At 65.2% G+C, this 13,551-nt stretch carries 14 protein-coding genes; 6 read left to right on the forward strand and 8 right to left on the reverse strand.

Annotated elements, in window-relative coordinates; translation table 11 throughout:
- Positions 1 to 121: 121 nt before the first annotated feature.
- Positions 122 to 1,813 carry a sensor domain-containing diguanylate cyclase gene (locus tag ACVIGA_RS21610; RefSeq protein WP_456667898.1) on the reverse strand — a complete coding sequence of 564 codons (1,692 nt, stop codon included), beginning with the start codon at positions 1,811 to 1,813 and terminating at the stop codon, positions 122 to 124.
- A 109-nt stretch (positions 1,814 to 1,922) separates the two neighbouring features.
- Here ACVIGA_RS21610 and ACVIGA_RS21615 point away from each other — a divergent pair, with 109 nt between their 5' ends.
- The gene (locus tag ACVIGA_RS21615) at positions 1,923 to 2,627 is read left to right on the forward strand and encodes a YggS family pyridoxal phosphate-dependent enzyme (protein WP_456667899.1); all 705 of its coding nucleotides are present in this window, start codon (positions 1,923 to 1,925) and stop codon (positions 2,625 to 2,627) included.
- Positions 2,628 to 2,771: 144 nt separating this feature from the next.
- On the opposite strand, the gene ACVIGA_RS21620 is transcribed toward ACVIGA_RS21615, so the two are convergent.
- Both ACVIGA_RS21620 and ACVIGA_RS21625 read right to left on the reverse strand, forming a co-directional pair.
- On the reverse strand, positions 2,772 to 3,554 hold the full coding sequence (locus tag ACVIGA_RS21620) for a 2-keto-4-pentenoate hydratase (RefSeq protein WP_456667900.1): 783 nt from the start codon (positions 3,552 to 3,554) through the stop codon (positions 2,772 to 2,774).
- 102 nt (positions 3,555 to 3,656) lie between these two features.
- Positions 3,657 to 4,196, reverse strand: coding sequence for a L,D-transpeptidase family protein (locus tag ACVIGA_RS21625; RefSeq protein WP_456667901.1), 540 nt, complete (start codon positions 4,194 to 4,196; stop codon positions 3,657 to 3,659).
- Positions 4,197 to 4,439: 243 nt separating this feature from the next.
- On the opposite strand from ACVIGA_RS21625, the gene ACVIGA_RS21630 reads away from it, so the two are divergent.
- Together ACVIGA_RS21630 and ACVIGA_RS21635 are read left to right on the forward strand one after the other, a co-directional pair.
- On the forward strand, positions 4,440 to 5,126 hold the full coding sequence (locus ACVIGA_RS21630) for a response regulator transcription factor (RefSeq protein WP_016841446.1): 687 nt from the start codon (positions 4,440 to 4,442) through the stop codon (positions 5,124 to 5,126).
- 57 nt (positions 5,127 to 5,183) lie between these two features.
- Positions 5,184 to 5,624 (forward strand): Crp/Fnr family transcriptional regulator, encoded by a 441-nt coding sequence (locus ACVIGA_RS21635; RefSeq protein WP_375777860.1) that lies wholly within the window; start codon positions 5,184 to 5,186, stop codon positions 5,622 to 5,624.
- 157 nt (positions 5,625 to 5,781) lie between these two features.
- Here ACVIGA_RS21635 and ACVIGA_RS21640 read toward each other — a convergent pair whose 3' ends face one another.
- From ACVIGA_RS21640 to ACVIGA_RS21655, 4 genes are all read right to left on the reverse strand, one after another.
- Complete coding sequence (locus tag ACVIGA_RS21640; RefSeq protein WP_456667902.1) at positions 5,782 to 6,597, reverse strand: exodeoxyribonuclease III; 816 nt, start codon at positions 6,595 to 6,597, stop codon at positions 5,782 to 5,784.
- Positions 6,598 to 6,803: 206 nt separating this feature from the next.
- Positions 6,804 to 7,628, reverse strand: a complete 825-nt coding sequence (locus ACVIGA_RS21645; protein WP_456667903.1) for an outer membrane lipoprotein carrier protein LolA — start codon at positions 7,626 to 7,628, stop codon at positions 6,804 to 6,806.
- A gap of 100 nt (positions 7,629 to 7,728) precedes the next feature.
- Positions 7,729 to 10,212 (reverse strand): DNA translocase FtsK, encoded by a 2,484-nt coding sequence (locus ACVIGA_RS21650; protein ID WP_456667904.1) that lies wholly within the window; start codon positions 10,210 to 10,212, stop codon positions 7,729 to 7,731.
- Between the two features lie 16 nt (positions 10,213 to 10,228).
- Complete coding sequence (locus ACVIGA_RS21655) at positions 10,229 to 11,455, reverse strand: aminotransferase class I/II-fold pyridoxal phosphate-dependent enzyme (RefSeq protein ID WP_456667905.1); 1,227 nt, start codon at positions 11,453 to 11,455, stop codon at positions 10,229 to 10,231.
- A gap of 180 nt (positions 11,456 to 11,635) precedes the next feature.
- Between ACVIGA_RS21655 and ACVIGA_RS21660 the strand changes: the two genes are divergently transcribed.
- The 3 genes from ACVIGA_RS21660 (at position 11,636) to ACVIGA_RS21670 (ending at position 13,041) form a co-directional block, all read left to right on the forward strand.
- Positions 11,636 to 12,109, forward strand: coding sequence for an NUDIX hydrolase (locus tag ACVIGA_RS21660; RefSeq protein ID WP_456667906.1), 474 nt, complete (start codon positions 11,636 to 11,638; stop codon positions 12,107 to 12,109).
- A 144-nt stretch (positions 12,110 to 12,253) separates the two neighbouring features.
- Entirely contained in the window at positions 12,254 to 12,796 is a 543-nt protein-coding gene (locus ACVIGA_RS21665; RefSeq protein ID WP_456667907.1) for a GGDEF domain-containing protein, read from the forward strand.
- Positions 12,721 to 13,041 carry a GGDEF domain-containing protein gene (locus ACVIGA_RS21670; RefSeq protein ID WP_456667908.1) on the forward strand — a complete coding sequence of 107 codons (321 nt, stop codon included), beginning with the start codon at positions 12,721 to 12,723 and terminating at the stop codon, positions 13,039 to 13,041. The genes ACVIGA_RS21665 and ACVIGA_RS21670 overlap by 76 nt, the downstream gene beginning before the upstream one ends.
- An 81-nt stretch (positions 13,042 to 13,122) precedes the next feature.
- Here ACVIGA_RS21670 and ACVIGA_RS21675 read toward each other — a convergent pair whose 3' ends face one another.
- Positions 13,123 to 13,527 carry a GFA family protein gene (locus ACVIGA_RS21675; RefSeq protein WP_456667909.1) on the reverse strand — a complete coding sequence of 135 codons (405 nt, stop codon included), beginning with the start codon at positions 13,525 to 13,527 and terminating at the stop codon, positions 13,123 to 13,125.
- Positions 13,528 to 13,551: the final 24 nt, after the last annotated feature.

The raw sequence follows: 13,551 nt of genomic DNA on the forward strand, positions 1-13,551 counted from the left end.
GTACTGGATCGCCCGGTCGAGCCGAGCGATGACAGCGTGATATGGGGCGCGATTTCGCGTCCTCGCGACATGTTTTGTCCGAGTTTTGCCGTTCGTTCCGCCCGCTCCTTGATCAGAGGCACTAACTCGCCAGCGCCATCCCGGCTTCGTCCAGCGTCTGCAGGAAGCCGTGCTCGATCACGGCGTTGCGGCCGCGCCGTTTGGCGGCGTAGAGGGCGGCGTCCGCCGCCTCGATCAGGTCGCCGGGACGCTGGGTCTCGTTCGGTTTCGTGGTGGCGACGCCGACGCTGACGGTGACGACGCAATGGCTCGAGGGCGCGTGCGGCACGGCGAGGCCGAGGACCGCCGTGCGCACCGTCTCGCCGATCGCAAGCGCGTGCGCGGCATCGGTGTCCGGCAACAACAGACAGAATTCCTCGCCGCCATAGCGGCCGGCAAAACCCATGGTGTCGGCGGCGATTCCGGCCAGCGTCTCGCCTATCCGGGTCAGGCAGACGTCGCCTTCGGGATGGCCGTAGGTATCGTTGTAGAGTTTGAAGTGATCGACATCGATCATCATCAGCGACAGCTCGGATTCATATTGCTGCGCCCGCATCCACTCGAAATCGAGCCGGCTCTGGAAGCCGCGGCGGTTGGCAAGGCCCGACAGCGCATCGATCGAGGCCATCACGGTGAGGCGGTCGTTGGAGGCGACGAGCTCGCGCTCGCGCTGGCTGAGCTGCGCGGCCATCGCGTTGAAGGCGCGCGCCAGCGGCACGAATTCCGACGGCAGCTTGTGCTTGGCGACGCGCGCCGACCAGTCGCCCTCGCCGAACCGCCGCGCCATGCTGGTCATCAGCTCGATCGGATGGATCACGAGCCGCTCTGCGCCGACGAGGGCACCCAACAACACGAAGAGGCAGACGAAGCCGAGCTGCAGATAGGCGGTGCGGATCTCGCGGCTGATCGCCGCCGTCACCTTGGCCTCATCCATGCTCACGATCAGGTGGGACTGCGTGCCGGCGATGCGGGCGAAGCTCAGCGTGCGCTGCGCGCCGTCGGACGCCGTGAACGAGACCGAGCCTGACGGCTCGTCGTAGCTCAGCGCCTTCTCCGCAATCGCCGACATCAAGGGAATGGTGTCGAGCGAGCGGCCGATCAGGCTCGCATGATCCGCGGGGGCTGCGACCACGACGCCGGTCGAGTCGACCAGAACCGCCGACATGCCAGGCTGGCCGCCGAGATTACCCATGATCTGCGACAGCCAGTCGATGTTGATGCCGGCGACGACGATGGAGTCGAGCTCCGGATTGATCGCGGCCACCGGATAGGCAGCCATCATCATCGGCCGGCCGTTGGTCCTGCCGCGCAGATAGTCGCTGAACACGAAGCCGCGGTTGTCCTGCGCCTTCTTGAAATATTCGCGGTCGCCGAGATTGAGCCCGACCTGGCTGTTGAGCGTCGAACACTGCACCAGCCCGTCCCTGGAGACGAACATGATGCTGCGGATCCACGGCAGCACCGTCGGCAGGCTGGCGCGCAGCACCTCGCAGCTCTGCCCGATGCCGCCGGAGGCGCGGATATAGGCGGCCGATTTCAGCATGGTCTCCACCGAGGAGACCACCTCGCGCTGGGTTTCGGCAGCGTGCGCGGTGAGGTTGGCATAGCCTGCCGCGGCCTGCGCGATCTGCGTCGAGCGGAAATTCTCCAGCGTGCGGACGCGATCGAGCATCAAGGGCGCGACCAGCATCACCGCAAGCAAGGCGAGCCGGGCACGAATGCCCAGAACCTTCTTGAGTTTGACCCGGTTGCGGTTGAAAGTGACGCCCGACATTCTGGTCCCTTGCCCGGGCGCAAGGTAGAGTGAAGGGCTTCAAAAAGCCTTTCCCGAATTTGGTAAAATTCGAGCCAACCCCCCGCGCCTGTCAGAGAACGGCACAAGCATGACACAAAGCCCGACCGCGCCGTTATCGGCTGATTCACCACACGGCCTCGCCGCCGTGGAGCGGGAGATCGCGCATGCCTGCAAGGAAGCGCGGCGCGACCGCGCGTCGGTGACCTTGATAGCGGTGTCGAAGACATTCGCGGGCGACGCAATTTTGCCGATTATTCGTGCCGGACAGCGCGCATTTGGCGAAAACCGCGTGCAGGAAGCCAAGGGCAAGTGGCCGGAATTGATCCAGGCTAACCCGGGACTGCAGCTGCATCTGATCGGACCGTTGCAGTCGAACAAGGCCAAGGAGGCGGTCGCGCTGTTCGATGCGATCCATTCGGTCGACCGCGCCAGCATTTGCGAAGCGTTAGCCAAGGAAGTCAAAAATCAGGGCAAGCATCCGGAGCTGTTCGTCCAGATCAATACCGGCGCGGAGCCGCAGAAGGCCGGCGTCGCGCCGCAGGACGCCGATACCTTCATCGCGGCATGCCGCGACACCTACGGCCTGCAGATTTCAGGACTGATGTGCATCCCGCCGGTCGACCAGGCCCCGGCGCCGCATTTCGCGCTCTGCGCCAAGATCGCCGCGCGCAACGGGCTCAAGAATCTCTCGATGGGCATGAGCGCGGATTTCGCGGTGGCGATCCAGATGGGCGCGACCCATGTGCGGGTGGGCTCGGCGATTTTTGGGACGCGGACGGTGGTGCAAAACTAACGTCGTCCTGGCGAAGGCCAGGACCCATACGCCGCGGCCATCGCAAAGGGCGCGCGGCGAGACTTTCATCTTGCAAGTGACAGCGGTGGTGATGGGTCCTGGCCTTCGCCAGGACGACGGCGGTGTGTGCCGGGAGCGCGCCGCCTACGCGAACTTCACCGACACCTTTCCAATCGCGCCGAAGTCCGCCGCGAACACATCGCCGGCCTGAATCGGCAGCGGCGGATGGCAGGTGCCGGTGGTGACGACTTCCCCTGCCCGCAACGTCAGCCCCAGCGCACGCAGCTCGTTGGCGCACCAGGCGAGTGCGACACGGGGATCGCCGAGCACGTTCTTGCCGTGGCCGATGTAGCGCTCGCCGCGCAGCGTGATGGTCGGGCGTTCTTCGACCAGATCGATCGCGCGCCAATCCGCTGATGTTGCAGGTCCGAGCACGAACAGATGCGCGCAGGCATTGTCGGCGATCAGCTGCGCCTCGCCGGCGGATGTGAAATCGGTGAAGCGCGAATCCGGAATCTCGATTGCGGGATGCAGCGTGCCGACCGCATCGAGCACGTCGCTTAGGCTATACGGCGTCGCGCGCGGCGCGAGATCGCGCGCCATGCGGAAGGCGTATTCCGGTTCGCCGACGCGCATCGCGTTGCCCTTCATGGACGCGGTGCCGCCATCGGCGATCAACGTCTCGGCGAGGATGCGTCCGGCCAGTGGGCCTGCGACATTGATATGCTTCTGGCCGGCCGCGCTGGTTGCCGCGATCTTCCAGCCGAACAGCTTTTCGCGCGATGTCTTTTCCAGCTGAGCCTGCACCGCGTAGCCCTCGGCGCGGTCGCGCGGCCGCATGGCGCCGTCGAGCGCGGCGAGTTTCGTTCCCGCGTGCCAATGATCGTGCAGGACCTTGGCGGCGGCGATCTGGTTGTTGTCGATCATGCGATTTCGTCCCTGCGGGAATTTTCTGTGTTGCGCACGATCTCAGCACAAGCGCGTCGCGTTTGTCGCGTGGGAAAACCGATGCTCAGCTATTCCAGAACTTTACCCGATGATGATCCGGGTCTGCGACGACATCCGCCGCAGCAGCCGCAGCATCGACGCCTTGGTCATCGAGACGCAGCCCGCGGTCGGCCCGAAATTCGGTCGCGCCAGATGCAGGAACACGGCGCTGCCGCGACCGGCGATGCGCGGTGCGGCGTTGTGGTCGATCTCGACAATGAAGTCGTAGAGGTGATCTTCGCGCGTCAGGCGGTCGCCGGCCTGCTCGCGGTCGAGCCGGATCGGCTGGTTGTAGTGGCGGTCGGCGGGGTCCTCGCACCAGGCGTCCTCGCGGCGGATCGGCCGGGCCGGCAGGAAGGTCACGGGACGGCGGTGCCGGTCGGCGCGCCACCAGAGCTGCCTGGGGTGGAAGATGCCGCGCGGCGTGCCGCCGTCTCCTTCGCGCTTGTTGGCGAGGATTCCGCCACGTCCAAGCGCCACCGGAACAGTCCAGCCATCGGCCGTCAGCCAGCCCCGGCGCGGATCACCGGCGGCGCTGCGGACCTCGATGGCGGAGAGCGGGCGATCACGTTTCGCTGTCATATAAGTGATTGAAATAGCTGACCTTCCTCTAAGAATCGTTCAAAACTGAACTTGCCTTGGAAGCCCCAAACATTCTATCTCCCGGCATTACAGGACATTCACGTCCTGCCCCGCCGGATTTGAGGTAGACTGCCGCTGCCTTGTGAATCGGTAACGACGGCCTACCTGAGCACGTATCTAGCCGATGCTACGGCCATAAGCGCCCCCCGCTTCTGACCGCCCCGCCCCCGAAGGATTGTACCTATGGCCAATGCCCGCAAGATCTTGATCGTGGATGACGATACCGATCTGCGCGATACGCTGGTCGAGCAGCTGTCCCTGCACGAGGAATTCGAAGCCTCCGCAGTCGACACCGGCGCCAAGGGCGCCACTGCCGCCAAAGCCAATTCTCCCGATCTGGTCCTGATGGATGTCGGCCTGCCCGACACCGACGGCCGCGAAGTGGTCCGCAGCCTGCGCAAGGGCGGCTTCAAGGCCCCGATCATCATGCTGACCGGCCATGACACCGATTCCGACACCATCCTTGGCCTCGAAAGCGGCGCCAACGACTATGTGGCGAAGCCGTTCCGCTTCGCGGTGCTGCTGGCCCGGATCCGGGCGCAGCTGCGCCAGCACGAGGCCAGCGAGGACGCGGTGTTCTCGGTCGGCCCCTACTCGTTCCGGCCCGGCTCGAAGATGCTCACCGGCGCCAATGCCAGAAAGGTGCGGCTGACCGAGAAGGAAACCGCGATCCTGCGCTTCCTCTACCGCGCCGGCCAGATGCCGGTGTCGCGCGAGACCCTGCTCCAGGAAGTCTGGGGTTACAATTCCGGCGTCACCACCCACACGTTGGAAACCCACATCTACCGCCTCCGCCAGAAGATCGAGAAGGATGCCGCCAACCCGGAAATCCTGGTGACGGAAGCCGGTGGCTACAAGCTGGTGCCGTGATACGCTTCGCGCTCAACGATTCGTGAAATCGAGGCGCACTGCGGTTACCGGCCCTGAATGTCGATCGATGATGACGTAGCCCTGCTTGAGCAGGTCCCGACGATGCGTCTGTTGGGCGACAGCTCCTTGCGCATGCTGGCGATCGGCTCCGAGCAACGTGACTTCAACGCAGGCGAAGTGCTGTTCAAGGTCGGCGACGCCGCGGACGCCGGCTATGTCGTGCAGCGCGGCACGTTCCGGGTCGAGGAAGGCGGCGCCGAGATCATCGCCGGTCCGGGCTCGCTGATTGGCGAGCTCGCATTGATCGTCGCGATGAAACGGCCTTCGACGGCGACCTCACTGGAGCGCGGCTCGGTGATCCGCGTCGCGCGCAGCCTGTTCCAGCGCGTGCTAGAAAGCGATCCGGCCGCAGCTCGCCGCCTGCGCGACGAACTCGCACTGCGCACCAGCCAGCTGGCGAGCGATATTTTGATCGCGGGCGGGAAGCTGAGCACGTAGCTGCTGTCGTTGCGGCGAGACCTACTTATCCCGTCATGCTGAGGTGCGAGCTCTTGCGAGCCTCGAAGGATGCACGGCCCGGCTGGTGGCCGTCGACCCTTCGAGACGCGCTTCGCGCTCCTCAGGGTGACGGAACACAGTTCAGTGCTTTGAAGAACTAAACCTCCATCACCGCCGTGACCGGCACATGATCCGACGGCCGCTCCCAGCTGCGGGCGTCGCGGGTGATCTTGAAGTCGCTGACCTGATCCTTCAGCGCGCGCGAGACCCAGATGTGATCGAGCCTGCGGCCGCGGTCGCCGACGGTCCAGTCCGCGGCGCGATAGCTCCACCAGGTGTAGACTTTCTCCGACATCGGGATTCGCTCGCGCGCGACGTCGAACCATTCGCCATGCGCCTGCGCTGCGAGCAGCTTCTCGGTCTCGACCGGCGTGTGCGAGACCACCTTCAACAGCTGCTTGTGCGACCACACGTCGTGCTCATGCGGCGCGACGTTGAGGTCGCCGACCAGGATGTGGCGGTCGTCGCCGCGCGGATGCAGCGGCTCGCACGCCTTCATCTCGTCGAGGAATTGCAGCTTGTGCTCGAATTTCGGATTGAGCGCGGGATCGGGAATGTCGCCGCCGGCCGGCACGTAGAAATTATGCAGCACCAGCGGCTTTGAGAGCTGCGCTTTCTCGCCGAAGGAAACTGAGATGTGCCGCGAGTCGATCTTGTCGCAGAACGTCCGGATGTCGGTGGTCTCGAACGGCAGCCGCGAGACGATGGCGACGCCGTGATAGCCCTTCTGCCCGTTCAGCGCGACGTGCTCATAGCCGAGCCGCTTGAAGCGCTTCAGTGGAAACGCATCGTCGATGCATTTGGTCTCCTGCAGGCACAGCACATCCGGCCGCACGCTCTTCAGGAATTTGGCGACGATGTCGATGCGCAGGCGCACCGAATTGATGTTCCAGGTGGTGACGGAGAACCGCATGAGAGGTGCGTCTTAGCACGGTTCTCGGCGTGGGTTAGCGCTTTGTCCACAAGCAAGGATTCGTAGGGCGGGTTAGCGCAGCGTAACCCTCCGCACTTGCGCGGAGGAATGGCGGGTTACGCCTTCGGCTAACCCGCCCTACGCATCTTTCGAATTTGCGGAGGCGGCCCCCCCACCCGCAAGAGCGGGGCGAGGGAGAAGAGCGACTACCCCGGCGATGAGCCCGGATAGGTCGTGAAGTCGATCTTGAACAGCCCCGGATCGGGCTTCTGCGTCGCGTCGAGATTATAGACCGCAACGGTCGTGTCGTAGCCCTGCGGATCGGTGACGGTCCACTGCTTGAGCTTGCCGTCCTTGGCGCCGATCATCAGCAGGAAGCGGCTGGTGCCGACCAGCGCCTGCTTCTCCTCGATCGTGATGCTGACGAACACGTCGTCGGCAGTGACGCTGACGACGTTGGTGTCCTTCATCAGATCGATGCGGTCCGACAGCAGATAGCGCAGCGGGGTCTGCGACAGCGGATAGACGTCCTGGGTCGCGAGCCTGCGGTCGCGCACCGCGACCGACGAGCCGTCGGCAATCACCTCGATGGTGCTCGGATTGTCATATTCGAAGCGCAGCTTGCCGGGCTTCTGGATGTAGAAATCGCCCTTGGTCTTGGTGCCGTCGGGACCGACCTGGACGAAATTCCCGACCAGGGTCTGCAGCGACGACAGATAGGCCGAAACCTTGGCGGCCTGCGCCTTCTGGTTGGCGTCGAAGGTCTGGAAGATGTTGGCGGGGACGTTGCGGCGCGGATCGGGAATCACTGGCTCCGGCGGTGCCTGGGTGGCGCCGGTGGTGGCCGGGCCCTTGTCCGCATTGCTCTGCGCGCCGGCGTCCTTGGCCTTTGGCGCAGCCTTCGGTCCCGCGTTGGCTGCGGGTTTCGGCGTCGCCGGCGCATTCTGCGCGGCCGCGCTGCCGGCGATCGCGGCGGTGACGAGAAGAGCCAGCGCAGTGCGCGTGCCGCGGTCAATGAGATGTTTTGCCATCAGATATGCCAGGTCTCTGTTCGACGCTCGTCCCGCTTCGCCGGATTTTATCCCGCCTCTTCCGAGGGAGATATGGTTTTTCCGTGATGATCGCCCCCGATCAGAACTGGCCTTCTTCCTCCGCGACCAGGATTTCGCGCTTTCCGGCGTGATTCGCCGGGCCGACGATGCCCTCAAGTTCCATCCGCTCCATCAGCGAGGCGGCGCGGTTATAGCCGATCTGCAGCCGGCGCTGAATGTAGGAGGTCGACGCCTTGCGGTCGCGCTTGACGATCGCAACCGCCTGCGTGAACAGATCGCCGCCGCCGTCGCCACCCATGCCGGTGGCATCGAACACGGCGCCGTCCTCGTCGGTCGGCTCTTCCGCGGTGACGGCTTCGAGGTATTCCGGCTGGCCCTGCGTCTTCAGGTGACGCACCACCTTCTCGACTTCCTCGTCGGACGCGAACGGGCCGTGCACGCGGCTGATGCGGCCGCCGCCCGCCATGTAGAGCATGTCGCCCTGGCCGAGCAGCTGCTCGGCGCCCATCTCGCCGAGGATGGTGCGGCTGTCGATCTTCGACGTCACCTGGAAGGCGATGCGGGTCGGGAAGTTGGCCTTGATCGTGCCGGTGATGACGTCGACCGACGGACGCTGCGTGGCGAGGATCACGTGCAGGCCGGCGGCGCGCGCCATCTGCGCCAGGCGCTGCACCGCGCCTTCGATGTCCTTGCCGGCGACCATCATCAGGTCGGCCATTTCGTCGACGATGATGACGATGTAGGGCAGCGGCTCGAGGTCGAGCTTCTCTTCCTCGTAGATCGCCTTGCCGCTCTCCTTGTCGAAGCCGGTGTGCACGGTGCGTGTCAGCTCTTCGCCCTTGCCCTTGGCTTCGACCAGACGCGCATTGTAGCCGTCGATGTTGCGCACGCCGAGCTTGGCCATCCGCTTGTAGCGCTCTTCCATCTCGCGCACGGCCCATTTCAGCGCGACAACGGCTTTCTTCGGATCGGTGACGACGGGTGTCAGCAAATGCGGGATGCCGTCATAGACGGAGAGTTCGAGCATCTTCGGGTCGACCATGATCAGGCGGCACTGATCCGGACGCAGCCGGTAGACCAGGCTCAGGATCATGGTGTTGATCGCGACCGATTTGCCGGAGCCGGTGGTGCCGGCGATCAGCATATGCGGCGTGCGCGCGAGATCGATGATGACGGGATCGCCGCCGATCGTCTTGCCGAGGCACAGCGGCAGCTTCGCAACCGAATCGACGCTTTCCTTGGCGACAAGCAGCTCGCGCAGATAGACCTTCTCGCGATGCGCGTTCGGTAGCTCGATGCCGATCGCATTGCGGCCGGCGACCACGGCGACGCGCGCCGACAATGCGCTCATCGAGCGGGCGATGTCGTCGGACAATCCGATCACGCGCGACGACTTGATGCCGGGCGCGGGCTCCAGTTCGTACAGCGTGACCACCGGGCCGGGGTTGGCCTTGACGATCTCGCCGCGCACGCCGAAGTCCTGCAGCACGCCTTCCAGCGCACGCGAATTGGCTTCGAGCTCGGCCTTGCTCAGCGGCTGGCGATCGCTCGCCTTCGGCGCACTGAGCACGGAGACCGACGGCAGCTCGAACTTGTCGGAGTTCTTCTTCTTCGGCTTCGGCTCGGCCTTCTTGCGGGGGGCGCGGGCGGCGGGAGCTTCCTCCTCGTCGTCCTCTTCTTCCTCGTCGAAAGCCTCGTCCTCGTCTTCGTCCTCGTCATGGTCGTCGGCCGCCGGCGCGATCGAGGGCGCCGAGCGGCCGCCGCCGATGTTGGGCTCCTGGCGCTCGAACGCCGCACTGCTGCGGCCCTGCGCTCCGCTCGACACCAGCGATTTATAGGCGGTACCGAACAGCCAGCCGAGCCGCGCCTTCGCGCTCATCAGCGCGTGGAACAGCCAGCCCAGCGAGACCGAGCTGCGGTCGTTGTCTTCCTCTTCGACGAACGGCTCGTCGTCGTCAGCGATCGGCGTAAGCTCCTCGTCCTCTTCCTTGGCGCCCCAACCGCAGGCGAACAGGAAGGTCGCGGCCATCGCGACGAACAGGATCAGGCCGAGCACGACGCGATAGAGGAAGCCAGGCGGCCCGAACACGACGGCCGGCGTGCGCAGCAGCGCGTCGCCGACCACGCCGCCGAGCCCGGTCGGCAGCGGCCATGACGTATTGTGCGGCCAACAGCTGGCGAAGCCCGCCGCGATCACCGTGCACAGAATCCAGCAGCCGAGCCGCAGCGCCTCGCGATCGAACGGACGATGCGTCAGCATCCGCCAGCCCCATACCGCCACCGGCAGCAGCAGCATGATGGCGCCGAGGCCGAGAATCTGCATCAAGAGGTCGGCGCCGATCGCGCCGGGATAGCCGAGCACGTTGCGGATCGCGCGCGAGGTGGCATGACTGAGCGACGGATCCTGCACCGACCAGGTCATCAGCGCAGCGGTGATGGCGCCCGACAGCGCGATCAGGCCAAGCCCGGTGAGTTCGCGCAGCCGCCGCGCCAGCGCCTCGCGCAGCGAGAGCGGCAGATGGCCGACCAGAGGGATGACACGTTCGATCGCTGGCATACTCAATCTTCGCGCTTCGCGATTAACCCAGGGTTTCGACCAGGCGATGCATCGCCTCGGCCGTTGATTCACTGTCGGAGACCAGCGCAAGGCGGATATAGCCCGCGCCCGGATTGGAACCGTCGTTCTGCTCGCGCGCCAGGTAGCTGCCCGGAATCACCCGAACGCCGGCGTCGCGATAGAGCCTGACGGTCACCGCCTCGTCGTCGCCGCGATCGGAGACGTCGAGCCAGACGCAGAAGCCGCCGGCGGGACGCTTGTAGCCGTAGCGGTTGCCGAGGATCTGGTCGGCGAAATCGAACTTGATGCGATAGAGCCTGCGGTTCTCCTCGACATGCGCCTCGTCGCCATAGGCGGCGACCGCGACATGCTGCAACGGCACCGGCACCTGCGGCGCGGCGACATTGCGCAGCTCGAGGAACGCGGCGAGAAACTTGCGATCGCCGGCGGCGAAGCCGACCCGCATGCCCGGCAGGTTCGAGCGCTTCGACAGCGACTGAAACGCCACGACATTGCGGAAATCGGGACCGGCGCATTCCAGCATGCTGCCCGGAGCCTCGCGGGTATAGATCTCCGAGTAGCACTCGTCGGACAGGATCATGAAGCCGAACCGGTCGGCGAGCTCTTTCAGCCGCGCGAAATAGGCGCGCGAGGCGACCGACCCTTGCGGATTGGCCGGCGAGGCGATGAAGAACGCGACGGTGCGAGCCCATGTCGCCTCGTCGATCGCATCGAGGTCGGGCAGGAAACCGTTGGCGAGCGTGGTCGGCAGATGGATCTGCTCGCAGCCGGCCGCGCGCGCGCCGGCGCCATAGGCCGGATAGAACGGATTCGGCATCAGGACCGCCGGCCGCCCCTTGCGCGGGGCGACGTAACGCGCGGCTGTGATCGCGGCAAAGAACAGCCCCTCGCGGCTGCCGTTCAGCACCAACACCTCGCTCTCCGGATCGACTGGACGCGGCAATTGGAACCGGCTTCCGAGCCAGGTCGCGACCGCGCGGCGGAACGGCTCGATGCCCTTGGCCATCGGGTAGCGGCCGAACTCTGCGGTGTGTTTTGCCAGCAGCGGCCCGACGAAGTCGGGCACGGGATGCTGCGGTTCGCCGACCGACAGTGTAATCAAGGGCTTAGCCGGCTGGTACGGCGCCAGCAGTTCGGTGGTTCGCACGAATGGGGAGCGCTCGGCCTGGCCGGCGGATGTGGCATCGGCGGCGCCCTGCGCCACGCCGGATGAGGCGGTCATTGCCATGGTTGAAATGCCAGCACTTTCACTGCGGTCGGAGGTGAGGGGGAGCCGACCGTAAACCGATCAAATCACCATAGATAGGGCGAGGTTAAGACGCGATTAACCATCGGCGGCGCGGCACGTTTGGCCGGCGCGTGATATCAGCGCTCCTCTCAGAAAACCGCTTCAAAATTGCTCCGAGCCATGATCCACCGCCGCGCCGTCAGGGCGCTCATCATCACGGGCGAGCGCGAAGTCCTGCTGATGCGGATTCGCCCGCCGCACGGCGGCGACTGTTTCTGGATCGCGCCCGGTGGCGGCATCGAGGGCGATGAGACGCCGGAAGCGACGTTGCAGCGGGAACTGGCCGAGGAATTGGGGCTGGTCGATTTCGCGCCGGGTCCCGCCGTGTGGCGGCGTCATCACATCTTCAACTGGGGTGGCCGGCGGATCTCCCAGAAGGAAGAGTACCGGGTCGTTCACACGGATCGATTCGACCCCGTGATGGCCGACAAGACCGAGGCGAAGGTGCTCGATTGCTTCCGCTGGTGGCCGATCGCCGATCTATCCGGCGCGGACGAGCGCCTCACGCCGCTGTCGCTGGCCAATATCCTCGAAAGCTATCTGCGTGACGGCGCGCCAAGCGAGCTGCCGGACGAAGAAATCCTGGTCGACTGACGCCGCTTGCTGGTCATTGCGGTGCATTCGAGTGATCCGCTTTACCCACCATTAAGGCCAGCGCGGGCGTCACCAGTTCCTTCAGCAATTCGCAACACAGCACGACCGAATGATCCCGCGGATTGCGAGGATCTGCGGACGGACATGGCCATCAGGATCGAGACACGCGGCGATGTTCTGCGCCGCACCGGCAAGGTCATGGTCATTGCCGCCGGCATGACCGCGGTGATGTCCTTCACCATCGGCATGCTGGTGTTCGGCCGCGATCTTGCCGCGCCGATCACGGTCGGCCAGATGCAACTGTTCGGGCTCACCGCTGGCGTCTTCATTTCGATCGCGCTCAGCGGCGCGATGTCCTATCGCGCCGGCCTGTTGATGCTGGAGCTCGCGCATACCCGTCGCGAGCTGGCCCAGATCTCGCAGACCGACCAACTGACCGGCCTGCTGAATCGGCGCGGCTTCGACAGTGAGGCCGTCGCGGCGCTCGACCAGGCGCAGGCGGACGGCGCGTCGGTTGCGGTCCTGATGTGCGACATCGACCATTTCAAGTCGATCAACGACCGCTACGGACATGAGATCGGCGACAAGGTGTGCTGGTTGAGATCGCCGACGTGCTGCGCCAGTTCGCCAGCCGGCACGGCGCGCTGGTCGCCCGCTACGGCGGCGAGGAATTTGCAGCTGTGGTGACCGGCCTGAGCCACGAGCAGGCCGCGCACGGCGCCGAGGAAATCCGCCGCGACTGCGCAGGCCGGACCATCCTCGACGGCGTGACCCTTCTGCCGGTGATGATCAGCATCGGCTTCACCTTGAAGGACTCTGGCTTCGATCTGAGCGGCCTGATGCGAACCGCCGACCAGGCGCTCTACGCCGCCAAGCGCCACGGCCGCGACCGCGTCGAGCACGCGCGATGCGGCGTGAGCTGCGCTGCATAGGGCCGACGAATGCTCGAACCTCCCCTTGAAAAGGGGAGGTCGCTTTGCTCGCAGAGCAAATACGCCGGTGATGTGTGGCGTCTACCGCGCCGGCAGCTTCTCGAACGACGGCTTGCCGTCGGGGATGTGGTGGAAGGTCTGCTTGTCGCAGGTGTAGATCGTCATCTGCGGGATGAACACGCTGGGGTCGTCGAAGGTGCCGACCTTCAGGATCGTGGCGGGCAGGCCGGGAACCTTGGTCACGAGATGGGTGCCGCATTCCGGGCAGAATTCGCGCGTCACGGCGCGCTCGAGGTCCTTGCGGGTGAACTGCTTGGGTTGGCTGGCGGTGTATTTGAAGCCGGTGGTCGGCATCGCCATGAACATGTTCGGTCCGCCGCCGGTGATGTACTGGCATTCGCGGCACAGGCATTGCGCCGCCATCATCGGTTCGCCTTCGGCCTCATAGCGCACGTTGCCGCAATAGCACCTGCCTTGCACCTTCATGACGTCCTCCCGTTTTTGTTCTCT

Source organism: Bradyrhizobium sp. USDA 3240 (assembly GCF_054063295.1).